Origin of the sequence: Pseudomonas sp. Kh14, from assembly GCF_900291005.1 — a bacterium.
In the GTDB taxonomy this organism is placed as follows: domain Bacteria; phylum Pseudomonadota; class Gammaproteobacteria; order Pseudomonadales; family Pseudomonadaceae; genus Aquipseudomonas; species Aquipseudomonas alloputida.
Genome location: NZ_OLKJ01000012.1, coordinates 138,004 through 163,832 on the forward strand (window position 1 = coordinate 138,004; position 25,829 = coordinate 163,832).

A 25,829-nucleotide genomic window follows, 5' to 3' on the forward strand; every position below is an offset into this window, starting at 1 on the left:
AGAGTGGTCAATCACCGGCTGGATCGTCTTATTTTTTGGCGATTGTGTCTACCCCATGTAACAGCGGCGCGAAGCGGGGCGCAGTGTTTGGCTCAAGGCGCCGGGTTGGGCTGCTCCTGATGAATGGCTTCGATCGCTGTCAGCAGATCGGCGCTCAGGTTCAGTTCAAGGCTGGCCAGGTTGCTGTCCAGTTGCTGCAAGCTGGTGGCGCCAATGATGTTGCTGGTCACGAACGGCTGTCGGGTGACGAACGCCAGGGCCATTTGCGCCGGGTCCAGGCCGTGCTCGCGGGCCAACTGCACGTAGCGGCTACAGGCCGCCACGGTCTGTGGGTTGGAGTAACGGGCAAAGCGGCTGAACAGGGTCAGGCGTGCATTGTTCGGCCGTGCGCCGTTCTCGTACTTGCCCGAGAGCATGCCGAAGGCCAGCGGCGAATAGGCCAGCAGGCCACACTGCTCGCGTATGGCCACTTCTGCCAGGCCCACCTCGAAGCTGCGGTTGAGCAGGTTGTAAGGGTTCTGGATCGATACCGCCCGTGGCCAGCCGCGGCTCTCGGCCAGCTGCAGGAATTTCATGGTGCCCCACGGCGTTTCGTTGGACAGGCCGATGTGGCGGATCTTGCCCGCACGCACCTGCTCGTCTAGCACTTCAAGGGTTTCTTCCAGTGGGGTGAAGTGATCTTGGGGCAGGTGCTGGTAGCCCAGCTTGCCGAAGAAGTTGGTGCTGCGCTCTGGCCAGTGCAGCTGGTACAGGTCAATGCGATCGGTCTGCAGGCGCTTGAGGCTTTCGTCCAGCGCCGCGACGATGTGCTGACGGTTGTGCTTGAGCTGCCCGTCACGGATATGGCTGATGCCGTTGCCCGGGCCTGCAACCTTGCTGGCCAGGATCCACGCGTCGCGGTCGCCATGGTCACGGAACCAGTTGCCGATGATGCGCTCGGTGGCCGCGTAGGTCTCCGGGCGGGGAGGGACCGGGTACATCTCGGCGGTGTCGATGAAGTTGACCCCGGCAGCCTTGGCCCGGGCAATCTGTTCGTAGGCCTCGGCCTGGATGTTCTGCTCGCCCCAGGTCATGGTGCCCAGGCACAGGGCGCTGACGTTGAGGTCGGTACGGCCGAGCTTGCGGTATTCCATCGGTTATTCACTCCTTGGCGATAGAAGCCAATCAAAGCAGGTTGAAATTTTTCGCGCAATCTGGATAATTCAGCCCCTCTCCGCGTGGCGGAAGTGATGCACCATCACGCAGGAAGAACCCCGTCGAACATTGGCGTGCCCGACCCGAGCCCCCAAAAGCGTCTGTGTTCGGCTGCGCGCTTGCCCTTGGCAAGCTGTGCACTATCCAGTAAGATTCGCCGTCTATTTTTCGCTGGGCGGCCTCTGAGGCTTTAGAGAATGAAAACTTTTACTGCTAAACCGGAAACAGTAAAGCGCGAGTGGTTCGTAGTCGACGCCGCTGGCCAGACCCTGGGTCGTCTGGCTACCGAAATCGCTACCCGTCTGCGTGGCAAACACAAACCAGAATACACCCCTCACGTTGACACCGGCGACTACATCGTCGTTATTAACGCCGAGCAGGTTCGTGTGACTGGTGCCAAGTCTTCCGACAAAATGTACTACTCCCACTCCGGTTTCCCAGGCGGTATCAAGGAAATCAACTTCGAGAAGTTGATCGCCAAGGCCCCTGAGCGTGTTATCGAAACTGCGGTCAAAGGCATGCTGCCTAAGAACCCGCTGGGTCGCGACATGTACCGCAAGCTGAAAGTGTACGCGGGTGCTGCTCACCCTCACACTGCTCAGCAGCCTCAAGAACTGAAGATCTAACGGGATAGTTCATTATGTCGGCGACTCAAAATTACGGCACTGGCCGTCGCAAGACCGCAACCGCTCGCGTATTCCTGCGTCCGGGTACTGGTAACATTTCCATCAACAACCGTTCTCTGGACGTGTTCTTCGGTCGCGAAACCGCTCGCATGGTTGTTCGCCAGCCGCTCGAGCTGACTGAATCCGTTGAGAAATTCGACATCTACGTCACCGTTTCCGGTGGTGGTGTCAGCGGTCAGGCCGGTGCGATCCGTCACGGTATCACCCGCGCTCTGATGGAATACGACGAAACCCTGCGTGGCGCTCTGCGTCGTGCTGGCTACGTCACCCGCGACGCTCGTGAAGTTGAGCGTAAGAAAGTGGGTCTGCGTAAAGCGCGTAAGCGTCCTCAGTACTCCAAGCGTTAATACCGCTTCGGCAGTCGAAAAAGCCCGGTTCCTTGGAACCGGGCTTTTTTTTTAGCCTTGAACTAACCTGTCAGCAGTCAGTGGCCGCTTGTCGCATAGACGTAGATCAAGCAAAGCGTGGGTTGTCGCCCTTGCCGGGGTAATCACCTTGTCAGTGTGTGGATTTGTTTCTTACCATGGCGGCCAATTTTTAGTGCCATTGACACAACCTAAGTACAGGCCAGGTCCAACTGGCCAAGCAAGCTGATGGGAGAGGACTGAATGAGCAATGACGGCGTCAACGCAGGCCGGCGCCGCTTCCTCGTAGCCGCGACATCCGTGGTCGGGGCGGCGGGGGCAGTGGGGGCTGCGGTACCGTTCGTGGGGTCATGGTTTCCCAGTGCCAAGGCGAAAGCCGCGGGTGCACCGGTGAAGGTCAACATCGCCAAGGTCGAGGCGGGGCAGCAGATGGTGGCCGAGTGGCGTGGCCAGCCCGTATTCATCGTGCGGCGAACGGAGGAAATCCTTGGCAATCTGAAAAAAATCACGGGTGACCTGTCCGACCCTGAGTCCAAGGCCTCGGCACAGCCAGCGTACGTCGACCCTGAGGTTCGCTCGATCAAGCCGGAAATTCTCATTCTCGTCGGCCTGTGCACGCACCTGGGCTGCTCGCCCACCTTCCGACCAGAAGTGGCGCCAGCCGACCTTGGGCCGAAATGGGTAGGTGGTTACTTCTGCCCGTGCCACGGCTCTCACTATGACCTGGCTGGCCGTGTCTACAAGTCCCAGCCAGCGCCTCTCAACCTGCCCGTGCCACCGCACTCTTATGAGTCGGACGAGATCATCGTCATTGGCGTCGACCAGGAGAACGCATGATGAGCAAGTTCATGGACTGGATTGATGCTCGCTTCCCCGCCACCAAGATGTGGGAAGACCACCTCAGCAAGTATTACGCACCCAAGAACTTCAACTTCCTGTACTTCTTCGGCTCCCTGGCATTGCTGGTTCTGGTCAACCAGATCGTGACCGGCGTGTGGCTGACCATGAGCTTCACGCCCTCGGCGGAAGAGGCGTTCGCCTCCGTCGAGTACATCATGCGTGACGTGGAATACGGCTGGATCCTGCGCTACCTGCATTCCACGGGGGCGTCAGCGTTCTTCATCGTGGTCTACCTGCACATGTTCCGCGGCCTGCTCTATGGCTCCTATCAGAAGCCACGCGAACTGGTCTGGCTGTTCGGTATGCTGATCTATCTGGCGCTGATGGCTGAAGCGTTCATGGGCTACCTGCTGCCATGGGGGCAGATGTCGTACTGGGGCGCCCAGGTGATCATCTCGCTGTTCGGTGCCATCCCGGTGATCGGTGATGACCTTACCCAGTGGATCCGTGGTGACTATCTGATCTCGGGCATCACCCTGAACCGCTTCTTTGCCCTGCATGTGGTTGCCCTGCCAATCGTGATTCTTGGCCTGGTGGTATTGCACATCCTCGCCTTGCACGAAGTGGGTTCGAACAACCCTGATGGCGTCGACATCAAGAAGAAAAAGGACGAAAACGGTATTCCGCTGGATGGTATTCCGTTCCACCCGTACTACACCGTCAAAGACATTGTCGGCGTGGTGGTGTTCCTGTTCGTGTTCTGCGCGGTGGTGTTCTTCTTCCCTGAAATGGGTGGTTACTTCCTGGAGAAACCTAACTTCGAGCAGGCCAACGCCTTCAAGACCCCAGAGCACATCGCGCCGGTGTGGTACTTCACACCGTTCTACGCAATCCTGCGTGCGGTGCCTGACAAACTGATGGGCGTCATTGCCATGGGGGCGGCCATCGCCGTGCTGTTCGTACTGCCTTGGCTCGACCGCAGTCCGGTGCGTTCCATGCGTTACAAGGGCTGGATCAGCAAGGTCTTCCTGCTGGTGTTCTGCGTGTCCTTCGTCATCCTCGGCGTGCTGGGCGTACTGGCACCGACACCTGGGCGTACTTTGCTGTCGCAGGTATGCACGGTGCTGTACTTCGCCTACTTCCTGCTGATGCCGTTCTACACAAGGCTCGAGAAGACCAAACCGGTTCCGGAAAGGGTGACTGGCTGATGAAAAAGTTGATTGCAGTATTTTTGCTGGCAGTGATGCCTGCCTTTTCCTTCGCTGCCGAAACTGGCCTTGAACTGGACAAGGTCGATATCGAACTGACTGACAAGGCCGCCATGCAGGACGGCGCGCGTACCTTCGCCAACTATTGCATGGGGTGTCACAGTGCCAAGTTCCAGCGTTACGAGCGGGTGGCTGATGATCTGGGTATCCCGCATGAATTGATGCTCGAGAAGCTGGTGTTCACAGGTGCCAAGATCGGTGACCACATGCAGATCGGCATGAAGCCCAGCGACGCCAAGACCTGGTTCGGTGCCGCGCCGCCCGATCTGACCCTGGTCGCCCGCGTGCGCGGTACCGATTGGCTTTACACCTACCTGCGCAGTTTCTATGAGGACCCATCGCGCCCTTATGGGGTGAACAACAAGGTATTCCCGAACGTCGGCATGCCTAACGTGCTGGTGGGTCTGCAGGGTAACCAGGTGGTGGGTTGCAAGCAGGTGCAGACGGTGGTCGATGGCAAGAAGCAATTCGACCCGTTGACCGGGAGCCCGTTGACCCATGAAGCTTGCGATCAGCTGACCATTACGCCGAATTCCGGTACCCTGACGGCCGAGCAGTTCGACGAGAAGGTCAAGAACCTTGTGACCTTCCTGGCCTATTCGGCCAACCCAGTCAAACTGGAAAGCCAGCGCATCGGCACCTATGTGTTGCTGTATCTGGCTTTCTTCTTCGTATTCGCCTACTTGCTCAAGCGTGAATACTGGAAGGACGTGCACTGATCACGCAGTAGTTTCTGGTTGTTGAACGCGCCCGGGGTGGCCTAGCAGTATTGCCAGGCCACCCCGGGCGCGTTTTCATTTAAAGTTGCACAAGCATCCGTGCGAGGAGCCGCTACATGGGCGCAACCAACAGGTTAGCCTGCTATTCCGATCCCGCTGATCACTATTCTCATCGGGTGCGCCTGGTTCTGGCCGAGAAGGGCGTCAGCGTGCAGTTGATCGATGTCGATCCCGCCCGCCTGCCGCCGAAGCTGGCCGAGGTCAACCCCTATGGCAGCGTGCCGACCTTGGTCGACCGTGACCTGGCGTTGTATGAATCGACCGTGGTGATGGAATACCTCGAGGAGCGTTACCCGCACCCGCCGCTGATGCCGGTATACCCGGTGGCGCGTGGCAACAGCCGTCTGCTGATGCACCGCATCCAGCGCGACTGGTGTGCCTTGGCCGATACCGTGCTTGACCCGCGTAGCAGTGAAGCTGCCCGAACCGAAGCGCGCAAGGCCTTGCGCGAAAGCCTGACCGGGGTCTCGCCGTTGTTCAGCGAGTTCGCCTGCTTCATGAGTGATGAGCAAAGCCTGGTCGATTGCTGTCTATTGCCCATACTCTGGCGTTTGCCGGTGTTGGGTATCGAATTGCCGCGGCAAGCCAAGCCGCTGCTGGATTACATGGAGCGCCAGTTCGCCCGCGAGCCTTTTCAGGCGAGCCTGTCCTCCGTAGAACGTGAAATGCGCAAGCTTTAAGGAGCCGTTGATGAACTCCAGTCGCCCCTATCTGGTTCGAGCACTGTACGAGTGGATCGTCGACAACGATTGCACGCCCCATATGCTGGTCAATGCCGAATTCCCGAAAGTTCAGGTGCCGGATGGTTTCGCCAGTGATGGCCAGATCGTCTTGAATATCTCGCCAAGTGCCGTGCGTAGCCTGCACATGGACAATGACGCAGTCAGCTTCGAGGGCCGCTTCAGTGGCGTGGCTCACTCGCTGTTCGTGCCGGTTGGTGCAATCCTGGGTATCTACGCCCGCGAAAATGGCCAGGGTATGGTCTTCGAGCTGGAGCCGTCTTCGATGGATGGCGACGAGCTGGAAGACGATGATGTGCAGCCGGATGACGATGGCCCGCCAGACGATGGAGGGCAGCCGCCGCGTCCGACTGGCCGGCCAAGCCTGAAAGTGGTCAAGTAACAAAAAAGGCGATCCGGATGGATCGCCTTTTTGTTTGGCCTGTCCAGGCAATCACTGAGTCAATCGATGTACTCGAACAGCTTGACGATCTTCTGCACGCCCGACACGCCCTGCACCACGGCAGTGGCCGAGTTGGCTTCTTGACGGGTGACCAGACCCAGCAGGTAGACGATCCCGTTTTCGGTAATCACCTTGATGCGCGAGCTGGGCACGGCGCTGTCGGTCAGCATCTGGGTCTTGATCTTGGTGGTCAGCCAGGCGTCGTTGTTGCGCGCCAGAATGGAGGAGGGCTGCATCACTTGCAGCTCGTTGTGGACTTTCTTGACCCGCTGGACCTGGCTGGCGGTTTGCTCCGCGAGGCTCTTGAGGTCGGCGCGCGGGGTCTGACCGGCCAGCAGAACGATGCCGTTGTAGCTGCTGACAACGATGTGCGAGCCCTTGTCCAGGTCTGGGTTGGCTTTGGAAATGTTCACGGCGGCCTTGGTCTCGATCAGCGAGTCGTCGATCTTGCTGCCGATGGTGCGCGTGCCGCGATCGTCCTCGATCGGCGAATTGCGGGTAGAGGTGAGTACCGAGCTGCAACCAGTGACGCTCAGGCACAGGGTCAGGGCCATCAGGCCGAGGCGCATAGGGGTCATTCTTCACTCCCGAACAGTTGGCTGTCGATCAGATCGCACAGGCAGTGGATCGCCAGCAGGTGGACTTCCTGGATACGCGCGGTAACTGTCGAAGGTACGCGGATTTCCACGTCCTCGGGCAGCAGCAGCGAAGCCATGCCGCCGCCGTCGCGACCCGTCAATGCTACGACAATCATTTCACGGTCATGTGCGGCCTGGATCGCCTGGATCACGTTGGCCGAATTGCCGCTGGTAGAGATCGCCAGCAGAACGTCACCGGGCTGGCCCAGGGCGCGGATCTGCTTGGAAAAGACTTCGTTGTAGCTGTAGTCGTTGGCGATCGAGGTCAGGGTCGAGCTGTCGGTGGTCAGCGCGATGGCCGGCAGGCTGGGGCGCTCGCGCTCGAAGCGGTTGAGCAGCTCCGATGAAAAGTGCTGGGCATCGCCGGCCGAGCCGCCGTTGCCGCAGGCGAGCATCTTGCCCTCGTTGAGCAACGCATTGACCATGACCAGGCTGGCCTGCTCGATGTGCGGTGCCAGGATGTCCATTGCCTGTTGCTTGGTTTCGATGCTGGCCTCGAACAGCCGGCGAATTCGGGATTGCATGTCCATCTGGTGACCTTAAATGGGGCGGTGGCCTTTGCTACGCGCAACAACGACCAGCCCGCGATACATAGAGCAAAAAAAACGAAGTGGGTTCAGCATTCGAAGGCGTTTTTCAGCCATTGAAGCGGTCTGCCTGCATGGTGGCTACCCTGCAGGGCGACCACGTCGAAGCGGCAGGGATAGTTGCCCCAGTGGGCCTCCTTCTGCAGGAACAGGCTGGCGGCAAGCACCAACCGTTTCTGCTTGCGCCCGTCGATACTGTCGAGGGCGCCTCCGAAGCCCGCGTGCAACCGGTAGCGGACTTCGACGAATACTACTGTATCGGCGTCGAGCATGACCAGATCAAGCTCACCGCCTTTGCATCGCCAGTTGCGTGCCAGCAACTGCAGCCCTTGCCCCTGAAGGTACTCAAGGGCTTGGGTTTCTGCCGCTTGCCCGGCACCGGTAGGCGATGCTGCGGCCATCAACGCACGGTGTCAGGCAGGCGCTTGACCTGGCCGCCGGCAAACTCGGCCCATGGCAGCTGGCGTTCGACGCGCTGGTTGGCATTGATGCTCAGGCTGCCCGAAAGGCCAAGGACGCGGTTGTCCGGTAGCGCTTTCAGTTGGCCCAGGCGCGGCGCCAGGCTGTAGGCATCGACGCCCATGGCATACAGGCGGCCGAGGCTGCCGGCGGCTTGCGGCCATTGCTGTACAACCTGTTGACGCAGGCTGTTGCTGGTGTCGAGCAGCCAGGGTGTTTCGCAGAAGCGGATGCCGTTCATGTCATTGTACTGGTTGACGTCACCGCTGGCGCTGTACAGGTTCGAGGTGGCATAGACCGGCACGTCACCGGCGTACTGGAAGTTCAGGGTCGGCTTGATCTGTTGCGCCTGTTGTGGGGTCGAGGCGAGGAAGATGAAGTCGATGTCCTGGCGGCGCGACGGTTGTGCAGCGATGCTGCCGCCCACCGTGCTTTGCAGGCTCTTGGCGCGGCCTTCGCTCTGGCGCAGCTGGAACAGGTCGGCAATTTGCTGGGCCAGGGCGACTGGCTGGGCGATGCGCTCGGCGGCGAGCAGGGTTCCGCCATTGCCTTCCCAGTCCTGGCGGAAGGCGGCCAGGACGCGGTCACCCCATTCGCCGCTCGGCACCAGGGCAACGGCGCGGACCATGCCATCGGCGCGGGCGCGGCGGGCCACTTCGCGGGCTTCGTCCTCGGCAGCCAGGCCGAACTGGAACAGTTGTGGCGGCGCCTTCTGGCCGGCGTCGGCGTAGTTCAGGGCCAGTGTGGTGATCGGCAGCTGTGGTTTGGCGGCCAGTTGTTTGACCAATGGCTTTTCAAGCGGGCCGATGACCAGTTGCACGCCGGCGGCTTGCGCCTGGCGATAGAAGTCGTCCAGCGAGCCGATGCGTGAGCTGTCGAACACCTGCACCGCAGGCGCTGGCTGGCCGCTTTGCTGGGCCTGGAAGTGGGCGGCCATGAAGCCATCGCGCAGGGCGCGGGCTACACCGGCCAGCGGGCCTTCCTGAGGCAGCAGCAGGGCGATCTTGGTCAGCGGCTGGCTGGCCAGCTCCTTGAGCTTGGTCAGGGCCAGCGGCAGTTGCTGGGCGGCAGGGTGGTCCGGGTGCTGTTTGACCCAGGCTTCGATGGCCGCTTGCTGCTGCTCCAGGGTGCCGGCGCTTTTCACGGCGAAGGCCAGGCTGGTCCAGCCAGCCAGGGTCTGATCGTTGGTTGGCTGCTGCAGTTGCTCTGCAGGCAGCGAGGCGACCAAGGCCCAGATGGCGTCATTGTTGGTGCTGGCGGCCTGGCCGCCAAGCAGCGGGGCCAGCAGGATGCGCTGCTGTGCGGCAGCCAGGGCCTGGCCATCGGCTTCGAGCGCGGCAGCGTGCACACTGTAGGTGCGCGCTTGCAGGTCTGCCGGCAGTTCGGCGAGGCGCTGCAGGCTGGGGTGGGCCAGTGCGGTCAGCGCTGCCTTGGGCTGGTTGCGGCTCATGGCCAGCTCGGCCGCGAGGGTGCTGGCGAACACTTGCTGGGCCGGCTTGAGCGTATCCAGCGGGACCTGCTCGAGAATGCGTGCGGCGCGTGGGAAGTCCTTCTGCTTGTAGGCCAGGTCGGCTGCGCTCAGGCGCAGCAGTGCGGCGTCTTCCGCAGACGTGCTGGAAGCGGCCTTTTCGAGCAGTTGCTCGATGCTGGCGTCCGGGGTGCGTGGCAGTTCGCCCAGGCTGGATGAGGGCGAGCTGGCGCAGGCTGCCAGCAGGGCGGCGAGGCAGAGGGCTGTGAGCAGCCGCAGGCAAGCGATCATGTAAAGGTCCTGTTACTCGATCAAGTTGGCCGGCAATTGTACCCAAGCGCTGGCCGGGGCGCGATGTTGCTGTGTCGATCCTTCACTATAGGTGGCTTGTTCCTGATCGCTGGCGAAGTTCTTTGCGCCCTGTTGCAGGCGCTCGGGCTACAATGGCGCCTTTGATCCGAATGACAGGTGTGCGCAGTGACTGATGTGGCAGGGGCTTCGAAATCCACGGTGGGGACGCTGTATGTGGTGGCAACCCCCATCGGCAACCTTGACGACATGAGCGCCCGGGCGCTGAAGGTGCTGGCGGACGTGGCGCTGATCGCCGCCGAAGACACCCGTCATTCGATCCGCCTGCTGCAACACTTTGGCATCGATACGCCGTTGGCCGCTTGTCATGAGCACAACGAGCGTGACGAGGGCGGGCGTTTTCTCTCCAAACTACTGGCGGGTGAAAATGTGGCGCTGGTCTCCGATGCCGGCACGCCTCTGATTTCCGACCCGGGCTATCACCTGGTGCGCCAGGCCCGTGCTGCGGGGGTGAGTGTGGTGCCGGTGCCGGGCGCCTGTGCCTTGATCGCCGCGCTATCGGCGGCAGGCCTGCCCTCGGACCGCTTCATCTTCGAAGGCTTCCTGCCGGCCAAACAGGCAGGGCGCCGGGCGCGCCTGGAGCAGGTGAGGGAAGAGCCACGCACGCTGATCTTCTACGAAGCCCCGCATCGAATCCTGGAATGCCTTGAAGACATGGAGGCGGTATTTGGTGGCGATCGTCCGGCGTTGCTGGCGCGCGAACTGACCAAGACCTTCGAGACCCTAAAGGGCTTGCCGCTGGCTGAGTTGCGCGCCTTCGTAGCCGGCGACAGCAATCAGCAGCGTGGTGAATGCGTGGTGCTGGTCGGCGGCTGGAGTGCGCCGGAGGGCGAGCAGGCCATCAGTGCCGAAGCACAGCGCGTGCTCGACCTGCTATTGGCTGAGTTGCCACTGAAACGGGCGGCGGCGCTTGCAGCGGAAATTACCGGGGTGCGCAAGAACCTGTTGTATCAACTGGCCCTCGAAAAGCAGAAAGCCGAATAGTGGCAGTTTGATATAAATGGCGTTAGCGCTTGTTCTTGCGCCCGCGTGTCGGTAACCTTGGCGGCGGAGAGTCGATCGGACAGTCGCTGCCTGTTTTTGTTCCGCAACTATTGTTGTGTGAGCAGCAGGGGGAGGAAAGTCCGGGCTCCATAGGGCAGAGTGCCAGGTAACGCCTGGGAGGCGTGAGCCTACGGAAAGTGCCACAGAAAATAACCGCCTAAGCACTTCGGTGCCGGTAAGGGTGAAAAGGTGCGGTAAGAGCGCACCGCACGGCTGGCAACAGTTCGTGGCTAGGTAAACCCCACTCGGAGCAAGACCAAATAGGGTTCCATCAGGCGTGGCCCGCGTCGGAACCGGGTAGGTTGCTAGAGGCGTCCAGTGATGGCCGTCGTAGAGGAATGACTGTCCTCGACAAAACCCGGCTTACAGATCGACTCTCCACCTTTCTTTCCCTGCTTGAATCGATAGCAGATCCTCTCTGGTAATACCGAAAAAATCTTACTCTTAATAAATCACTTTAACTTCGAACTCCATTCGCTTGCGTGGGTTTGATTTTTCTCGTGTTTTTTTCTCTCTGGCAGTCCTTCCACATTCCGTTGTTGCGCTAAATCTCGGTCCTGTAAGGCTTTTCCTTATGAACGTGCCTTGACGGTGCTGCGGGCGGATTCCTATAGTGTGCGCAAGTGGCAGAAAGTGGGATGAAGTGGGTTTTCTGACACAAAAAAGCTAACATTGTGGGGAATCACAGCCGTGTTCCGCGGAGCCAACGCCGTCAGCCTCGATGCAAAGGGCCGTCTCGCCATGCCGAGTCGGTACCGTGACGAGCTCGACTCACGTTGCAATGGCCAACTGATCGTGACCATTGACGCCGTAGACCCCTGCTTGTGTGTTTATCCCCTCGATGAGTGGGAGCAGATAGAAGCCAAGTTGCGTGCCTTGCCATCGTTGCGTGAGGAAAACCGCCGCCTGCAGCGTTTGCTGATTGGTAATGCGGTTGACCTGGAGCTCGATGGCAGTGGGCGTTTCCTGGTGCCGCCCCGCCTGCGTGAGTACGCCAAGCTCGACAAGAAGGCGATGCTGGTGGGGCAACTGAACAAATTCCAGCTGTGGGATGAAGATGCCTGGAACACGGTTTCGGCAGCTGACCTTGCAGCTATTCAACAACCGGGCGCCATGCCCGACGAATTGCGTGACCTGATCCTGTGACCATAGATAGCGGCTTCAACCACATCACCGTCCTGCTCGACGAAGCTGTCGAGGCATTGGCCCTGCGCGCCGACGGTTGCTATCTGGACGGTACTTTCGGCCGGGGCGGACACAGCCGTCTGATTCTCAGCAAGCTCGGGCCGCAAGGGCGGCTCCTGGGCTTCGACAAAGATCCACAAGCGATTGCCACGGGGCAAGCGCTGGCGGCCGAAGACGGCCGCTTTGTCATTGTGCAGCGCAGTTTTGCCGAGTTGGGTGCAGAAGTGGCAGCGCGCGGCCTGCACGGCAAGGTCAGTGGTGTGTTGCTGGACCTGGGCGTGTCCTCGCCGCAGCTGGATGACCCGGAGCGTGGCTTCAGCTTCCTCAATGATGGCCCGCTGGACATGCGTATGAACCCGGACCAGGGCATCAGTGCCGCTGAGTTCATCGCCACTGCGCCCGTGGAAGAAATCGCCCGCGTCTTCAAGGAGTACGGCGAAGAACGCTTTGCCGGGCGCATGGCGCGTGCAGTGGTCGAGCGCCGTGAAAAACAGCCCTTCACCCGTACCGCCGACCTGGCGGAGGTGCTCAAAGTGGCCAACCCGGCATGGGAAAAGGGCAAGAACCCGGCTACCCGTGCCTTCCAGGGCCTTCGCATTCACGTCAACAACGAACTGGGCGACCTGGAGGCCGGCCTTGAGGCTGCGCTCGATGCGCTCGAAGTCGGTGGTCGCTTGGCGGTCATCAGTTTCCACTCGCTGGAAGATCGTATCGTCAAGCTGTTCATGCGCAAGCTGGTGAAGGGTGAAGCCGACAACCTGCCGCGTAACCTGCCGGTTCAGCACAAGGCCTTCGAGCCGAAAATCAAGCTGATCGGCAAGGCTCAGTTCGCCTCCGAGGCCGAGCTCAAGGCCAACCCGCGGTCGCGTAGCGCCGTGATGCGCGTGGCGGAGAAGCTGCGGTGAGCAGGCTACTTGCCAAACCCTTGCCAGGCGGAAGCTTCCTGATGCTTTTGCTGTTCGTCGGCGTACTGGTTTCGGCCATTGCCGTGTCCTACAGTGCGCACTGGAACCGTCAACTGCTCAACACCCTGTACGGTGAATTGAACGAGCGCGACAAGGCTCAGGCCGAATGGGGCCGGCTGATTCTTGAGCAGAGTACCTGGACCGCTGCCAGCCGCATCGAGAGCCTGGCCTCCGAGCAGTTGAAGATGCGCGTGCCGTCAGCTGACGAAGTCCGGATGGTGGCGCCATGATGAAGCTCGAAGGCGCACTCTACCCGTGGCGCTTCCGCGTAGTGATCGGCTTGCTGGCGATCATGGTCGGCGCCATTTGCTGGCGCATCATCGACCTCCAGGTGGTTGACCGTGACTTCCTCAAGGGCCAGGGCGATGCACGCAGCCTGCGTCACATCCCCATCCCGGCGCACCGCGGCTTGATTACCGACCGCAACGGTGAGCCGTTGGCCGTGAGTACCCCGGTCACCACGTTGTGGGCCAACCCCAAAGAGATGCAGGCCTCCAAGGAGCGCTGGCCGCAATTGGCCGCTGCGCTGGGGCAAAACCCGCAGCAGTTGATCGAGCGCCTGACCCAGCAGGCCAACAAAGAGTTCATCTACCTGGTCCGGGGGCTGACCCCAGAGCAGGGGCAGCACGTGCTCGACCTCAAAGTGCCTGGCGTGTACGGCCTGGAAGAATTCCGCCGCTTCTATCCGGCCGGTGATGTGACTGCACACATGGTCGGCTTTACCGACCTCGACGACCACGGTCGTGAAGGGGTGGAGCTGGCCTATGACGAGTGGCTGGCCGGTGTGCCCGGCAAGCGCCAGGTGATCAAGGACCGGCGCGGTCGGCTGATCAAGGACATTCAGGTAACCAAGAACGCCAAGGCCGGGAAGACCTTGGCGTTGTCGATAGACCTGCGCCTGCAGTACCTGGCTACCCGCGAGTTGCGCAACGCCATTGCCGAACAGGACGCCAAGGCCGGCAGCCTGGTGATCATGGACGTCAAGACCGGTGAGGTCCTGGCCATGGTCAACCAGCCGACCTACAACCCCAACAACCGCCGTAGCATGTTCCCGGCGGCCATGCGTAACCGGGCGATCATCGACGTGTTCGAGCCGGGCTCCACGGTCAAGCCGATCTCCATGAGTGCGGCGCTGCAGAGTGGCCGCTGGAAGCCGACCGACAAGGTCGAGGTGTACCCTGGCAGCCTGCAGATCGGCCGCTACACCATCAAGGACGTGTCGCGCAGCGAGGGCCCGATTCTTGATTTGACCGGCATCCTGATCAACTCCAGTAACGTTGGCATGAGCAAGATCGCCTTCGACATCGGCGGCGAGGCCATCTACCGGGTCATGTCCCAGGTCGGCCTGGGCCAGTACACCGGCCTTGGCTTCCCGGGCGAGCGTGTCGGCAACCTGCCCAACCACCGTGAGTGGCGCAAGGCCGAGACCGCCACCCTGTCCTATGGCTACGGCGTATCGGTGACCGCCCTGCAGCTGGTGCATGCCTACGCGGCGCTGGCCAACGACGGCAAGATGGTGCCGCTGTCGATCATCAAGGTCGACAAGGCGCCGGAAGCCGTGCAGGCCATTCCGAAGGAAGTCGCCGAAACCGTTCAGGGCATGCTGCAGCAGGTGATCGAAGCGCCGCGTGGCGTCTTCCGTGCCCAGGTGCCGTTCTATCACGTGGCCGGCAAGTCCGGCACCGCGCGTAAGGCCACCGTGGGTGCCAAGGGGTACACCGAAAACGCCTACCGCTCGCTGTTCGCCGGCTTCGGGCCAATGAGCGACCCGCGCTACGCCATCGTCGTGGTCATCGACGAGCCAAGAAAGGGCGGTTACTTCGGTGGCCTGGTTTCGGCGCCCGTATTCAGCAACGTCATGTCCGGCACCCTGCGCCTGATGAACGTGCCGCCAGACAACCTGCCGCCACCTGCACCAGCCGTGCCATCACAAGTCAATGCAGCAGCCGCCAAGGGAGGGCGTGGATGATGACAATGCCATTAAGCAAACTTTTCGCCCACGCCAGCCGTGATCCGTTGATTCGCGAGCTGACCCTGGACAGCCGTAGTGTGCGCCCGGGGGACTTGTTCCTGGCGGTGCCGGGTGCCAAGGTCGATGGTCGCGAGCATATCGCCGATGCCCTGGCCCGTGGTGCTGCTGCCGTGGCCTATGAAGAGCAGGGCGCCAACGTGCTGCCGCTGACCGATGTGCCCCTGATTCCGGTCAAAGGCCTGATAGCTCAGCTGTCAGATATCGCCGGGCGCTTCTACGGTGAACCGAGCCGCCAGTTGAATCTGGTCGGCGTGACCGGCACCAACGGCAAGACAAGTGTTACCCAACTGGTCGCCCAGGCGCTCGACCTGCTTGGCCAGCGCTGCGGCCTGATTGGCACCCTGGGTACCGGTTTCTACGGCGAGTTGCAGAGCGGCCGCCTGACCACGCCGGACCCGATTGCCGTGCAATCGACCCTCAACGACCTCAAGAAAGGCGGCGCCAAGGCCGTGGCCATGGAAGTGTCTTCCCATGCCCTGGAGCAAGGCCGGGTTGCCGCACTGGAATTCGACATCGCGGTGATGACCAACCTGTCCCGCGACCACCTCGACTATCACGGCAGCATGCAAGCCTATGAGGCCGCCAAGGCCAAGCTGTTCGCCTGGCCGAGCCTGCGTTGCCAGGTGGTCAACCTGGATGACGGGTTTGGTCGTCGTCTGGCCGCCGACTTCGCTCGCCGCCCGAGTGTCGACCATATCGAAACCCGGCTGCTGAGCTACAGCCTGGAAAGCCCTGAGGCCTCGTTGTTCTGCCGCGAAGCCGTGTTCAGTGACGATGGCGTGCGCGCCACGATCGTCACTGCCCAAGGTGAACGTATCCTGCGCAGCCAACTGCTGGGCCGCTTCAACCTGAGCAACATGCTTGCCGCTGTGGCGACCCTGCTGGCGCTGGACTATGCGCTGGACGAGATCCTCAAGGTCACGCCGCAACTGCAGGGGCCGGTAGGCCGCATGCAGCGCCTGGGTGGCGGCGACAAGCCGCTGGTGGTGGTCGACTACGCGCACACACCGGATGCACTTGAAAAAGTGCTCGAGGCCCTGCGCCCGCACGCTCATGGCAAGCTGTTGTGCCTGTTCGGCTGCGGCGGTGACCGTGATCGCGGCAAGCGCCCGCTGATGGCCGAAGTGGCCGAGCGCCTGGCCGACCGCGTACTGGTCACCGACGACAACCCGCGTACTGAAGATCCGTTGCGCATCTTCGATGATATCCGCCCCGGTTTCACCAGGCCTGACGACGTCGAGTTCGTCGCCGGCCGTGGCGAAGCCATCGCGCACCTGATTGCCACCGCCGCTGCCAACGATGTGATCGTGCTGGCCGGCAAGGGGCACGAGGATTACCAGGAGATCAATGGCGAGCGCCATGACTTCTCCGATTTGACCGAAGCCGAAAAGGCACTTGCAGCCTGGGAGGCTCCACATGCTTAAGCCGCTGTCACTCAGCCAGCTGACCACCGCACTGAAGGGGCAACACATCGGTGGCGACGCCACGTTCACCGGCGTCAGCATCGATAGCCGCAGTGTCAGCGCCGGGCAACTGTTCGTCGCCCTGGCCGGCCCGCGTTTCGACGGCCATGACTACCTGGCAGATGTGAAAGCCAAAGGCGCAGTAGCCGCCCTGGTCGAGCGTGAAGTAGCCGATGTCGACCTGCCGCAGTTGCAGGTGGCCGATTGCCGCCTGGCCCTCGGCCAGCTCGGTGCATTGAACCGCGCCGCTTTCGACAAGCCGGTGGTGGCCATTACCGGTTCCAGCGGCAAGACCACGGTCAAGGAAATGCTCGCCAGCATCCTGCGTACCCGTGGCCTGGTGCACGCCACCCGCGGCAACTTGAACAATGACCTCGGTGCACCGCTGACACTGCTGGAGATCGCCCCGGAACACAGCGCGGCAGTGATCGAGCTGGGCGCCTCGCGCATTGGCGAAATCCGCTACACCGTAGGCCTGACGCAACCGCAGGTGGTGATCATCAACAACGCCGGTACTGCCCACGTTGGCGAATTCGGCGGCCCGGACAAGATCGTCGAAGCCAAAGGCGAGATTCTCGAAGGCCTGGGCCAGGGCGGTATTGCCATCCTCAACCTGGACGACAAAGCCTTTGACATCTGGAAGGCGCGTGCCGGTGCGCACAAGGTCGTCAGTTTCGCACGCGGCAACCCGAAGGCCGATTTCCACGCGTCAGACATTGGTCGCGATGCCCGTGGCTGCCCGTCCTTCACCCTGCATGGCGCCGGTGAAACGGTAGCCGTGCAACTCAATGTGCTGGGTGAACACAACGTCAGCAATGCCTTGGCCGCCGCCGCCGCTGCACATGCCGTTGGTCTGAGCCTGAGCGGCATCGCCGCCGGCCTGGCTGCGGTGCAACCGGTCAAGGGGCGTACCGTGGCGCAGATCGCGCCGAACGGGGTACGGGTAATCGACGACAGTTACAACGCAAATCCCACCTCTATGTGCGCAGCGATTGATATACTCGCCGGCTTTTCCGGACGCACCGTTCTGGTGCTTGGGGATATCGGCGAATTGGGGCAATGGGCGGAAGAAGGCCACCGTCAGGTGGGTGACTACGCGCGTGGCAAGGTTGACGCCCTGTACGCAGTGGGTTCCAACATGGCACATGCGGTCAAGGCGTTCGGCGCCAATGGCCGCCATTTCGCTACTCAAGCTGAGCTGATCGATGCGGTTAGCGCCGAGAATGCCAGTGACACCACTATCTTGATCAAGGGCTCGCGCAGCGCTGCGATGGAAAACGTCGTGGCGGCATTGTGCGGTGCCAGCGGGGAGAAACATTAATGCTGCTGCTGTTGGCCGAGTATCTGCAACAGTTCCACAAAGGCTTCGCGGTCTTTCAGTACCTGTCCCTGCGCGGGATTCTTGGTGTACTGACCGCGTTGTCTCTGGCGCTGTGGCTGGGCCCCTGGATGATCCGTACCCTGCAAATTCGCCAGATCGGCCAGGCCGTGCGTAACGACGGCCCGCAATCGCACCTGTCCAAGTCCGGCACCCCGACCATGGGTGGGGCGCTTATCCTGTCGGCCATCGCCGTCAGCACCTTGCTGTGGGCCGACCTGAGCAACCGCTATGTATGGGTTGTGCTGATCGTTACCCTGGCGTTCGGTGCCATTGGCTGGGTCGATGACTACCGCAAGGTGATCGAAAAGAACTCGCGTGGCCTTCCAAGCCGCTGGAAGTACTTCTGGCAGTCGGTGTTCGGCCTGGCGGCGGCGGTGTTCCTGTACAAGACGGCGCCAACCAGCGTCGAGACCACGCTGATCCTGCCGTTCATCAAGGATGTCACCATTCCGCTGGGCGTCGGCTTCGTCGTACTGACCTACTTCGTCATTGTCGGTTCGAGCAACGCGGTCAACCTCACCGATGGCCTTGACGGCCTGGCAATCATGCCGACGGTGATGGTCGGCGGCGCGCTGGGCATCTTCTGCTACCTGTCGGGTAACGTGAAGTTCGCCGAGTACCTGCTGATCCCCTACGTGCCGGGCTCGGGCGAGCTGATCGTGTTCTGCGGCGCGCTGATCGGTGCCGGCCTGGGCTTCCTGTGGTTCAACACTTACCCGGCGCAAGTGTTCATGGGCGACGTCGGCGCGCTGGCGCTGGGTGCCGCGCTGGGCACCATCGCCGTCATCGTGCGCCAGGAAATCGTGCTGTTCATCATGGGCGGCATCTTCGTGGTGGAAACCCTGTCGGTGGTGATCCAGGTCGCCTCCTTCAAGCTGACCGGCAAGCGCGTGTTCCGCATGGCGCCGATTCATCACCACTTTGAACTCAAGGGCTGGCCAGAGCCCCGGGTGATCGTCCGATTCTGGATCATCACCGTGATCCTGGTACTGATTGGCCTTGCAACCCTGAAACTGAGGTAGATGAGCGTGTCTTTGATCGCTTCCGACCAATTCCGCATCGTTGTCGGCCTCGGCAAGAGCGGCATGTCCCTGGTTCGCTTCCTGGCGAGCCGGGGCATTGCCTTTGCGGTCGCCGATACCCGCGAGCAACCGCCGGAACTGGAAACCCTGCGCCGTGATTACCCGCAGGTGGAAGTGCGCTGTGGTGAACTGGACGTGGACTTCCTGTGCCGCGCCAACGAGTTGTACGTGAGCCCCGGTCTGGCCTTGGCCACGCCGGCCTTGCAGCAGGCGGCCGCGCGTGGCGTGAAGCTGTCTGGCGACATAGAGCTGTTTGCTCGCCATGCCAAGGCGCCGATCATTGCCATCAGCGGCTCCAACGCCAAGAGCACCGTTACGACGCTGGTCGGTGAAATGGCCGCCAAGGCCGGCAAACGCGTGGCCGTGGGCGGTAACCTCGGTACCCCGGCGCTCGACCTGCTGGCCGATGACATCGAGCTGTACGTGCTGGAGCTTTCCAGCTTCCAGCTGGAAACCACTGACCAGCTCAACGCCGAAGTGGCGACCGTTCTGAACATCAGCGAAGACCACATGGACCGCTATAGCGGCCTTCCGGCCTACCACCTGGCCAAGCACCGGATTTTCCGCGGTGCCCGCCAGGTGGTGGTCAACCGCCAGGACGCCCTGAGCCGGCCGCTGCCGGTGGAAGGCCGTCCATGCTGGACCTTCGGCCTCAACCCGCCCGACTTCAAAGCGTTTGGCCTGCGTGAAGTGGACGGTGAGAAATACCTGGCATTCGAGTTCCAGACGCTGATGCCGGCGCGCGAACTGAAGGTTCGCGGTGCTCACAACCAGAGCAACGCCCTGGCGGCGCTGGCCCTGGGGCATGCTGCAGGCCTGCCGTTCGAGCCCATGCTCGAGGCCCTGCGCGAGTTCGGTGGCCTGGCCCACCGTTGCCAGTGGGTACGCGAGCGTAATGGCGTGAACTGGTATGACGATTCCAAGGCCACCAACGTCGGTGCAGCCCTGGCCGCCATCGAAGGCCTGGGCGCCGATATCGAAGGCAAGTTGGTGCTGATCGCCGGTGGTGACGGCAAAGGTGCTGAATTCACTGCGCTGCGCGAGCCGGTCAAGCGTTTCTGCCGCGCCGTGGTACTGCTTGGCCGTGATGCCGAGCGCCTGGCCGAGGCCTTGGGCGATGCCGTGCCACTGGTTCGGGTCAAGACCCTTGACGATGCCGTACAGCAGTGTGCCGAGCTGGCCCAGGCCGGCGATGCCGTGCTGCTGTCGCCAGCATGCGCCAGCCTCGACATGTTCAAGAACTTCGAGGAACGGGGGCGCCTGTTCGCCCAGGCAGCGGGAGGCCTTGCATGATCTTCGGCATCTTCAAACCCTACCCGTCGCCGCTGATCAGCGGCCGTGGCGTCGACCTGGACTTCCCGATGCTCGCCGGTTGCCTGGCCTTGCTGGGCCTGGGCCTGGTGATGATTACTTCGGCCTCCTCGGAAGTGGCTGCGGTACAATCCGGCAACCCGCTGTATCACATGTTCCGCCACCTGGTGTACGTGTTCCTTGGCCTGGTGGCCTGTGGTGCAACCATCCTGGTGCCGATCGCCACTTGGCAGCGGATGGGCTTCATGATGCTGCTTGGCGCCTTCGGCTTGCTGGTACTGGTACTGGTGCCGGGTATCGGCCGTGAGGTTAACGGCTCCATGCGCTGGATCGGTTTCAGCTTCTTCAACGTACAGCCTTCGGAAATCGCCAAGGTGTTCGTGGTCATCTACCTGGCCGGCTACCTGGTACGCCGACAGACCGAGGTGCGCGAAACCTGGATGGGCTTCTTCAAGCCGTTCATCGTGCTTCTGCCCATGGCCGCATTGCTGCTGATGGAACCGGACTTCGGCGCCACGGTGGTGATGATGGGCGCGGCGGCGGCCATGTTGTTTTTGGGAGGGGTGGGGCTGTTCCGCTTCAGCCTGATGGTGGTGCTGGCGGTGCTGGCGGTATTTGTTCTGGTTCAGGCGCAGCCCTACCGGATGGCGCGCCTTATTACGTTCACCGACCCCTGGGCCGATCAGTTCGGCTCCGGCTACCAGCTGACCCAGGCACTGATTGCCTTCGGCCGTGGCGAGTGGCTGGGCGTTGGCCTGGGCAACAGCGTGCAGAAGCAGTTCTACCTGCCTGAAGCGCACACCGACTTCGTGTTCTCGGTCCTGGCGGAAGAACTGGGCGTGGTCGGCTCGCTGCTGACCGTCGCGCTGTTCGTGTTCGTCACCGTGCGCGCCCTGTACATCGGCCTGTGGGCCGAGAAGGCCAAACAGTTCTTTGCCGCCTACATGGCGTTCGGCCTGGCTTTCCTGTGGATTGGCCAGTTCCTGATCAACATCGGTGTGAACGTCGGCCTGCTGCCGACCAAGGGCCTGACCCTGCCGTTTCTCAGTTACGGGGGCAGCTCGCTGGTGATCTGCTGCGCCTGCGTAGGGCTGTTGCTGCGCATCGAGTGGGAGAGCCGCACGCATCTGGGCAGTGAGGAGCACGAATTCAGCGAAAGTGATTTTGCCGAGGAGACCAGTCATGGCCGCTGAAGGCAAAAATGTATTGATCATGGCCGGCGGCACCGGGGGGCACGTATTCCCGGCGCTGGCCTGCGCCCGTGAGTTCCAGAAGCGCGGTTACAGCGTGCACTGGTTGGGCACCCCACGTGGGATCGAAAACGAGTTGGTGCCACAGGCGGGTTTGCCATTGCACCTGATTCAGGTCAGCGGCCTGCGCGGCAAGGGCAAGTTGTCGTTGCTCAAGGCGCCTTTCACGTTGGTCAAGGCCGTGCTGCAGGCACGGCGCATCATTCGCCAGCTCAAGCCCGTATGTGTCTTGGGCTTTGGCGGCTATGTGACCGGCCCCGGCGGCGTGGCCGCGCGGCTGTGCGGCGTGCCACTGGTGATCCATGAGCAGAACGCCAGGGCCGGTACCGCCAATCGGTTGCTGGTGCCCCTCTCGGCGCGGGTCTGCGAAGCTTTCCCGAACACCTTCGAGGCCAGCGACAAGCGTCGCACCACCGGCAACCCGGTGCGTCCGGAACTCTTCATGGACGCGCAACGCGTGCCCTTGGGCGAGCGCCGCGCACGCCTGTTGGTGCTGGGTGGCAGCCTGGGTGCGGAACCATTGAACAAATTGTTGCCTAAGGCCCTGTCTGAAGTGCCCGCGGCGCTGCGGCCTGAAGTGTTCCACCAGGCCGGCAAGCAGCACGCACCGATCACCGCCGAGCGTTATCACGAGGTGGGCGTCGAGGCTCAGGTAGAGCCCTTCATCAACGACATGGCCCAAGCTTATGGCTGGGCCGACCTGGTGGTGTGCCGGGCCGGTGCCCTGACTGTCAGCGAACTGGCGGCAGCAGGCCTGCCTTCGATGCTGGTGCCTTTGCCCCACGCGATCGACGACCACCAGACCCACAACGCCCAATATCTGGCCCGCGAAGGCGCTGCCTTCCTGATGCCACAAGCGACAACTGGCGCAGCGCAACTCGCTGAACGCCTGAACGAGGTGCTGATGCAACCCGAGAAACTCAACGTCATGGCTGGCACCGCACGGCGCCTGGCCAAACCTGCTGCAACCAGCACCGTGGTCGATATCTGCCTGGAGGTGGCCCATGGTTGAGAGCCAGAAAGCCATGCCCCAGCCGAAGATGGGCCGTATTCGCCGTATTCACTTCGTCGGCATCGGCGGCGTGGGCATGTGCGGTATTGCCGAAGTGTTGCTGAACCTGGGCTATGAAGTGTCCGGTTCGGACCTTAAAGCCTCGCCGGTCACCGAACGCCTGGAGTCCTTCGGCGCTGAGATCTTCGTCGGCCACCGCGCCGAGAACGCCGCCACCGCCGATGTGCTGGTGGTGTCCAGCGCCATCAACCCGGCCAACCCGGAAGTTGCCACCGCCCTCGAGCGGCGCATACCGGTAGTGCCGCGTGCCGAGATGCTCGCCGAGCTGATGCGTTACCGCCATGGCGTGGCCGTTGCCGGTACACACGGCAAGACCACCACGACCAGCCTGCTGGCTTCAGTGTTCGCCGCCGGTGGCCTGGACCCGACCTTCGTCATTGGTGGCCGCCTTACCGCTGCCGGCACCAATGCGCAGCTGGGCACCAGCCGCTACTTGATCGCTGAAGCAGACGAAAGCGATGCCAGCTTCCTGCACCTGCAGCCGATGGTGGCGGTTGTCACCAACATCGACGCCGACCACATGGCGACCTACGAAGGTGACTTCAACAAGCTGAAGAAAACCTTCGTCGAGTTCCTGCACAACCTGCCGTTCTATGGTTTGGCGGTGATGTGCCTGGACGACCCGGTGGTTCGCGAGATCCTGCCGCAGGTCAAGCGTCCTACCGTGACCTACGGCTTCAGCGAAGAGGCCGACATCCGCGCCATCAATGTGCGTCAGCAGGGCATGCAGACCCACTTCACCGTGCTGCGCCGTGACCGCGAGCCGTTGGAGGTTTCGGTGAACATGCCCGGCAACCACAACGTGCTCAACGCCCTGGCTACCATCGCCATCGCCACTGACGAAGGCATTACTGACGAGGCTATCGTCCAGGGCCTGTCCGGCTTCCAGGGTGTTGGTCGTCGCTTCCAGGTATACGGCGAGCTGCCGGTCGAGGGCGGCAGTGTGATGCTGGTCGACGACTACGGCCATCACCCCACCGAAGTGGCGGCGGTGATCAAGGCTGTGCGCGGTGGCTGGCCAAGCCGCCGCCTGGTGATCGTCTACCAGCCGCACCGCTACAGCCGCACCCGTGACCTGTACGACGATTTCGTCCAGGTACTGGGCGATGCCAACGTGCTGCTGCTGATGGAAGTCTACCCGGCCGGCGAAGAGCCGATCCCCGGTGCCGACAGCCGTCAGCTGTGCCACAGCATCCGCCAGCGCGGCAAGCTGGACCCGATCTACATCGAGCGCGGCGCCGAACTGGCACCGCTGGTCAAGCCACTGCTGCGCGCTGGCGACATCCTGCTCTGCCAGGGTGCCGGTGATGTCGGCGGCCTGGCCCCCCAGTTGATGAAAAGCCCGCTGTTCGCAGGCGCCAAGCAGGAGAAGTCGAAATGACCAGCGCCTACGACAAGCTGCACTCGACCCTGGACGTCAAGGCGTTCGGCCGCGTCGCCGTTCTGTACGGTGGCAAGAGCGCCGAGCGTGAGGTGTCGCTGAAATCCGGCGCGGCAGTGATCGATGCGCTGAGCACTGCCGGCGTCGACGTGGTCGCCATCGACGTCGGTGACGACCTGCTCGCTCGCCTGCAGAGCGAGAAGATCGACCGCGCCTTCATCATCCTCCACGGCCGTGGCGGTGAAGACGGGAGCATGCAAGGTTTGCTGGAGTGCCTGGGCATCCCCTACACCGGCAGCGGCATCCTGGCTTCGGCGCTGGCGATGGACAAGCTGCGCACCAAGCAGGTGTGGCAGAGCCTGGGCATTCCCACGCCACGCCACGCGGTGCTGGCGAGCGAAAGCGATTGTTTGCAGGCCAGTACGGAACTGGGCTTCCCGCTTATCGTCAAACCCGCCCATGAAGGCTCTAGCATCGGCATGGCCAAGGTGAACAGCGCCCAGGAACTGGTCGCCGCCTGGCAGGACGCCGCCAAATACGATTCCCAGGTACTGGTGGAGCAGTGGATCCACGGCCCGGAGTTCACCATCGCGGTACTGCGCGGCCAGGTGCTGCCGCCGATCGCCCTGGGTACGCCGCACGTGTTCTACGACTACGACGCCAAGTACATCGCCAACGATACCCAGTACCGCATCCCGTGCGGGCTGGATAGCGTCAAGGAACAGGAACTGATCGACCTGACCGCGCGCGCCTGCGATGCCATTGGCATCGAAGGCTGGGGGCGGCTGGACGTGATGCAGGACGAGCAGGGCCGGTTCTGGCTGCTCGAAGTCAACACCGCACCAGGCATGACAGATCATAGCCTGGTGCCCATGGCGGCCCGCGCGGCTGGCCTGGACTTCCAGCAACTGGTGCTGGCAATCCTGGCCGAAAGCGTGGCGACGCGAGGTTAATAACCATGCAAGGCGCGATGATACGTCAGCAGCAACCCGTTACCGGCCGTAGCAAGCCGGTGCCGCGTGGTGCCAGCCGGCTGGTGGCCGACGAGCCCGTATCGGCGCGCCTGCCCCGGCCAAGCCTGGGCGGCCTCAAGCGCTTGCTGTGGCCGGTGTTGCTGGTGGCGGCCGGCTTTGGTGCCTACGAGGGCGCCATTCGCCTGATGCCGTACGCCGACCGCCCGATCACCAAGATCGATGTGCAGGGTGACCTCAGCTACATCAGTCAGCAATCGGTGCAGCAGCGTATCGCGCCCTACGTGGCGGCGAGCTTCTTCAGCGTCGACCTGCCGGCGATGCGCGCCGAGCTCGAGCAGATGCCGTGGATCGCCCACGCCGAAGTGCGCCGGGTGTGGCCCGACGAGGTGGTGATCCGCCTTGAAGAGCAACTGCCGGTGGCACGCTGGGGGGACGCAGCCCTGCTCAACAACCAGGGTCAGGCTTTCACCCCGCGCGAGCTGGCCAACTATGAGCACCTGCCGCAGCTGGCCGGGCCGCAGCGTGCTCAGCAACAAGTCATGCAGCAGTATCAGGTATTGAGCCAGATGCTGCGCCCCTTGGGCTTTTCCATCGCTCGCCTGGAGCTGCGCGAGCGAGGCAGCTGGTTCCTGACCACCGGTGCGAGCAGTGCCGGGCCAGGCATCGAGTTGCTGCTGGGGCGCGATCATCTGGTGGAGAAGATGCGCCGTTTCATTGCCATTTACGACAAGACACTCAAAGACCAGATCACCACTATCGCCCGCATTGATCTGCGTTATTCCAACGGACTTGCCGTTGGTTGGCGGGAACCGATTGCACCGACGACGGCCCAACCCGCCGTTGCGAAGAATTAG

The 25,829-nt window shown here is 62.2% G+C and carries 26 protein-coding genes and 1 other RNA gene; 22 read left to right on the forward strand and 5 right to left on the reverse strand.

The annotated features are described in order from the left end of the window. Window positions 1-92 precede the first annotated feature (92 nt). Window positions 93-1,133: an NADP(H)-dependent aldo-keto reductase gene (locus FQ668_RS06000; protein ID WP_019439048.1), complete on the reverse strand. Its 1,041-nt coding sequence runs from the start codon at window positions 1,131-1,133 to the stop codon at window positions 93-95. Between the two features lie 258 nt (window positions 1,134-1,391). On the opposite strand from FQ668_RS06000, the gene rplM reads away from it, so the two are divergent. The 7 genes from rplM to FQ668_RS06035 all read left to right on the forward strand — a co-directional run bounded on the left by rplM (window position 1,392) and on the right by FQ668_RS06035 (window position 6,254). Next, window positions 1,392-1,820: a 50S ribosomal protein L13 gene (rplM, locus tag FQ668_RS06005; protein ID WP_003251819.1), complete on the forward strand. Its 429-nt coding sequence runs from the start codon at window positions 1,392-1,394 to the stop codon at window positions 1,818-1,820. Window positions 1,821-1,834: 14 nt separating this feature from the next. Further along, window positions 1,835-2,227 (forward strand): 30S ribosomal protein S9, encoded by a 393-nt coding sequence (rpsI, locus tag FQ668_RS06010; RefSeq protein WP_003251821.1) that lies wholly within the window; start codon window positions 1,835-1,837, stop codon window positions 2,225-2,227. A 261-nt stretch (window positions 2,228-2,488) separates the two neighbouring features. After that, the gene (petA, locus tag FQ668_RS06015; RefSeq protein ID WP_019439047.1) at window positions 2,489-3,082 is read left to right on the forward strand and encodes a ubiquinol-cytochrome c reductase iron-sulfur subunit; all 594 of its coding nucleotides are present in this window, start codon (window positions 2,489-2,491) and stop codon (window positions 3,080-3,082) included. After that, window positions 3,082-4,293 carry a cytochrome bc complex cytochrome b subunit gene (locus tag FQ668_RS06020; protein WP_010952438.1) on the forward strand — a complete coding sequence of 404 codons (1,212 nt, stop codon included), beginning with the start codon at window positions 3,082-3,084 and terminating at the stop codon, window positions 4,291-4,293. Before petA ends, FQ668_RS06020 begins: the two co-directional genes overlap by 1 nt. Next, window positions 4,293-5,072: a cytochrome c1 gene (locus FQ668_RS06025; RefSeq protein WP_019439046.1), complete on the forward strand. Its 780-nt coding sequence runs from the start codon at window positions 4,293-4,295 to the stop codon at window positions 5,070-5,072. Before FQ668_RS06020 ends, FQ668_RS06025 begins: the two co-directional genes overlap by 1 nt. Window positions 5,073-5,188: 116 nt before the next feature. Beyond that, window positions 5,189-5,812: a glutathione S-transferase N-terminal domain-containing protein gene (locus FQ668_RS06030; protein WP_014592290.1), complete on the forward strand. Its 624-nt coding sequence runs from the start codon at window positions 5,189-5,191 to the stop codon at window positions 5,810-5,812. 10 nt (window positions 5,813-5,822) lie between these two features. Then, window positions 5,823-6,254: a ClpXP protease specificity-enhancing factor gene (locus FQ668_RS06035; RefSeq protein WP_003251830.1), complete on the forward strand. Its 432-nt coding sequence runs from the start codon at window positions 5,823-5,825 to the stop codon at window positions 6,252-6,254. A gap of 59 nt (window positions 6,255-6,313) precedes the next feature. On the opposite strand, the gene FQ668_RS06040 is transcribed toward FQ668_RS06035, so the two are convergent. The 4 genes from FQ668_RS06040 to FQ668_RS06055 form a co-directional block, all read right to left on the reverse strand. After that, on the reverse strand, window positions 6,314-6,892 hold the full coding sequence (locus tag FQ668_RS06040) for a BON domain-containing protein (protein ID WP_019439045.1): 579 nt from the start codon (window positions 6,890-6,892) through the stop codon (window positions 6,314-6,316). Then, on the reverse strand, window positions 6,889-7,482 hold the full coding sequence (locus FQ668_RS06045) for a phosphoheptose isomerase (RefSeq protein WP_012053657.1): 594 nt from the start codon (window positions 7,480-7,482) through the stop codon (window positions 6,889-6,891). The genes FQ668_RS06040 and FQ668_RS06045 overlap by 4 nt, the downstream gene beginning before the upstream one ends. Before the next feature lie 86 nt (window positions 7,483-7,568). Then, the gene (locus FQ668_RS06050) at window positions 7,569-7,940 is read right to left on the reverse strand and encodes a YraN family protein (RefSeq protein WP_019439044.1); all 372 of its coding nucleotides are present in this window, start codon (window positions 7,938-7,940) and stop codon (window positions 7,569-7,571) included. After that, window positions 7,940-9,757 (reverse strand): penicillin-binding protein activator, encoded by a 1,818-nt coding sequence (locus FQ668_RS06055; RefSeq protein WP_014592288.1) that lies wholly within the window; start codon window positions 9,755-9,757, stop codon window positions 7,940-7,942. The genes FQ668_RS06050 and FQ668_RS06055 overlap by 1 nt, the downstream gene beginning before the upstream one ends. A gap of 186 nt (window positions 9,758-9,943) precedes the next feature. On the opposite strand from FQ668_RS06055, the gene rsmI reads away from it, so the two are divergent. The 15 genes from rsmI (at window position 9,944) to FQ668_RS06130 (ending at window position 25,829) form a co-directional block, all read left to right on the forward strand. Beyond that, the gene (gene rsmI, locus FQ668_RS06060; RefSeq protein ID WP_014592287.1) at window positions 9,944-10,819 is read left to right on the forward strand and encodes a 16S rRNA (cytidine(1402)-2'-O)-methyltransferase; all 876 of its coding nucleotides are present in this window, start codon (window positions 9,944-9,946) and stop codon (window positions 10,817-10,819) included. Between the two features lie 67 nt (window positions 10,820-10,886). After that, window positions 10,887-11,261: RNase P RNA component class A (gene rnpB / locus FQ668_RS06065), an RNA gene on the forward strand. Between the two features lie 308 nt (window positions 11,262-11,569). Continuing rightward, complete coding sequence (gene mraZ, locus FQ668_RS06070) at window positions 11,570-12,025, forward strand: division/cell wall cluster transcriptional repressor MraZ (RefSeq protein ID WP_019439042.1); 456 nt, start codon at window positions 11,570-11,572, stop codon at window positions 12,023-12,025. A 2-nt stretch (window positions 12,026-12,027) separates the two neighbouring features. Then, entirely contained in the window at window positions 12,028-12,969 is a 942-nt protein-coding gene (gene rsmH, locus FQ668_RS06075) for a 16S rRNA (cytosine(1402)-N(4))-methyltransferase RsmH (protein WP_172830962.1), read from the forward strand. Then, window positions 12,966-13,259: a cell division protein FtsL gene (gene ftsL, locus FQ668_RS06080; protein ID WP_003251845.1), complete on the forward strand. Its 294-nt coding sequence runs from the start codon at window positions 12,966-12,968 to the stop codon at window positions 13,257-13,259. The genes rsmH and ftsL overlap by 4 nt, the downstream gene beginning before the upstream one ends. Next, window positions 13,259-14,998, forward strand: a complete 1,740-nt coding sequence (locus tag FQ668_RS06085; protein ID WP_162912026.1) for a penicillin-binding protein 2 — start codon at window positions 13,259-13,261, stop codon at window positions 14,996-14,998. The genes ftsL and FQ668_RS06085 overlap by 1 nt, the downstream gene beginning before the upstream one ends. Then, entirely contained in the window at window positions 14,995-16,485 is a 1,491-nt protein-coding gene (locus tag FQ668_RS06090; protein WP_019439040.1) for a UDP-N-acetylmuramoyl-L-alanyl-D-glutamate--2,6-diaminopimelate ligase, read from the forward strand. The genes FQ668_RS06085 and FQ668_RS06090 overlap by 4 nt, the downstream gene beginning before the upstream one ends. Continuing rightward, window positions 16,478-17,845, forward strand: coding sequence for a UDP-N-acetylmuramoyl-tripeptide--D-alanyl-D-alanine ligase (murF, locus tag FQ668_RS06095; RefSeq protein WP_019439039.1), 1,368 nt, complete (start codon window positions 16,478-16,480; stop codon window positions 17,843-17,845). The genes FQ668_RS06090 and murF overlap by 8 nt, the downstream gene beginning before the upstream one ends. Further along, complete coding sequence (gene mraY / locus FQ668_RS06100; RefSeq protein WP_003251852.1) at window positions 17,845-18,927, forward strand: phospho-N-acetylmuramoyl-pentapeptide-transferase; 1,083 nt, start codon at window positions 17,845-17,847, stop codon at window positions 18,925-18,927. The genes murF and mraY overlap by 1 nt, the downstream gene beginning before the upstream one ends. A gap of 6 nt (window positions 18,928-18,933) precedes the next feature. Then, window positions 18,934-20,280: a UDP-N-acetylmuramoyl-L-alanine--D-glutamate ligase gene (gene murD, locus FQ668_RS06105; RefSeq protein WP_026031974.1), complete on the forward strand. Its 1,347-nt coding sequence runs from the start codon at window positions 18,934-18,936 to the stop codon at window positions 20,278-20,280. Further along, window positions 20,280-21,491 carry a putative lipid II flippase FtsW gene (ftsW, locus tag FQ668_RS06110; protein WP_172830961.1) on the forward strand — a complete coding sequence of 404 codons (1,212 nt, stop codon included), beginning with the start codon at window positions 20,280-20,282 and terminating at the stop codon, window positions 21,489-21,491. Before murD ends, ftsW begins: the two co-directional genes overlap by 1 nt. Continuing rightward, complete coding sequence (gene murG, locus FQ668_RS06115) at window positions 21,481-22,560, forward strand: undecaprenyldiphospho-muramoylpentapeptide beta-N-acetylglucosaminyltransferase (RefSeq protein WP_003251858.1); 1,080 nt, start codon at window positions 21,481-21,483, stop codon at window positions 22,558-22,560. The genes ftsW and murG overlap by 11 nt, the downstream gene beginning before the upstream one ends. After that, window positions 22,553-24,001: a UDP-N-acetylmuramate--L-alanine ligase gene (gene murC / locus FQ668_RS06120; RefSeq protein WP_010952455.1), complete on the forward strand. Its 1,449-nt coding sequence runs from the start codon at window positions 22,553-22,555 to the stop codon at window positions 23,999-24,001. The genes murG and murC overlap by 8 nt, the downstream gene beginning before the upstream one ends. Continuing rightward, a complete protein-coding gene (locus tag FQ668_RS06125; protein ID WP_014592278.1) occupies window positions 23,998-24,954 on the forward strand; it encodes a D-alanine--D-alanine ligase in 957 nt (318 codons plus the stop codon). Before murC ends, FQ668_RS06125 begins: the two co-directional genes overlap by 4 nt. A gap of 5 nt (window positions 24,955-24,959) precedes the next feature. Continuing rightward, window positions 24,960-25,829: a cell division protein FtsQ/DivIB gene (locus tag FQ668_RS06130; RefSeq protein ID WP_003251865.1), complete on the forward strand. Its 870-nt coding sequence runs from the start codon at window positions 24,960-24,962 to the stop codon at window positions 25,827-25,829.

Bases quoted from the DNA above. Each gene is read 5' to 3' on its own strand.
- FQ668_RS06025 (WP_019439046.1), top strand. From the start codon at position 4,293: ATGAAAAAGTTGATTGCAGTATTTTTGCTGGCAGTGATGCCTGCCTTT.
- FQ668_RS06020 (WP_010952438.1), top strand. From the start codon at position 3,082: ATGAGCAAGTTCATGGACTGGATTGATGCTCGCTTCCCCGCCACCAAG.
- FQ668_RS06030 (WP_014592290.1), top strand. From the start codon at position 5,189: ATGGGCGCAACCAACAGGTTAGCCTGCTATTCCGATCCCGCTGATCAC.
- mraY (WP_003251852.1), top strand. From the start codon at position 17,845: ATGCTGCTGCTGTTGGCCGAGTATCTGCAACAGTTCCACAAAGGCTTC.
- rpsI (WP_003251821.1), top strand. From the start codon at position 1,835: ATGTCGGCGACTCAAAATTACGGCACTGGCCGTCGCAAGACCGCAACC.
- rplM (WP_003251819.1), top strand. From the start codon at position 1,392: ATGAAAACTTTTACTGCTAAACCGGAAACAGTAAAGCGCGAGTGGTTC.
- FQ668_RS06045 (WP_012053657.1), bottom strand. From the start codon at position 7,482: ATGGACATGCAATCCCGAATTCGCCGGCTGTTCGAGGCCAGCATCGAA.
- FQ668_RS06055 (WP_014592288.1), bottom strand. From the start codon at position 9,757: ATGATCGCTTGCCTGCGGCTGCTCACAGCCCTCTGCCTCGCCGCCCTG.
- FQ668_RS06130 (WP_003251865.1), top strand. From the start codon at position 24,960: ATGCAAGGCGCGATGATACGTCAGCAGCAACCCGTTACCGGCCGTAGC.
- FQ668_RS06125 (WP_014592278.1), top strand. From the start codon at position 23,998: ATGACCAGCGCCTACGACAAGCTGCACTCGACCCTGGACGTCAAGGCG.
- FQ668_RS06050 (WP_019439044.1), bottom strand. From the start codon at position 7,940: ATGGCCGCAGCATCGCCTACCGGTGCCGGGCAAGCGGCAGAAACCCAA.
- FQ668_RS06035 (WP_003251830.1), top strand. From the start codon at position 5,823: ATGAACTCCAGTCGCCCCTATCTGGTTCGAGCACTGTACGAGTGGATC.
- murC (WP_010952455.1), top strand. From the start codon at position 22,553: ATGGTTGAGAGCCAGAAAGCCATGCCCCAGCCGAAGATGGGCCGTATT.
- FQ668_RS06040 (WP_019439045.1), bottom strand. From the start codon at position 6,892: ATGACCCCTATGCGCCTCGGCCTGATGGCCCTGACCCTGTGCCTGAGC.
- petA (WP_019439047.1), top strand. From the start codon at position 2,489: ATGAGCAATGACGGCGTCAACGCAGGCCGGCGCCGCTTCCTCGTAGCC.
- FQ668_RS06085 (WP_162912026.1), top strand. From the start codon at position 13,259: ATGAAGCTCGAAGGCGCACTCTACCCGTGGCGCTTCCGCGTAGTGATC.
- FQ668_RS06000 (WP_019439048.1), bottom strand. From the start codon at position 1,133: ATGGAATACCGCAAGCTCGGCCGTACCGACCTCAACGTCAGCGCCCTG.
- murG (WP_003251858.1), top strand. From the start codon at position 21,481: ATGGCCGCTGAAGGCAAAAATGTATTGATCATGGCCGGCGGCACCGGG.
- murF (WP_019439039.1), top strand. From the start codon at position 16,478: ATGCTTAAGCCGCTGTCACTCAGCCAGCTGACCACCGCACTGAAGGGG.
- FQ668_RS06090 (WP_019439040.1), top strand. From the start codon at position 14,995: ATGATGACAATGCCATTAAGCAAACTTTTCGCCCACGCCAGCCGTGAT.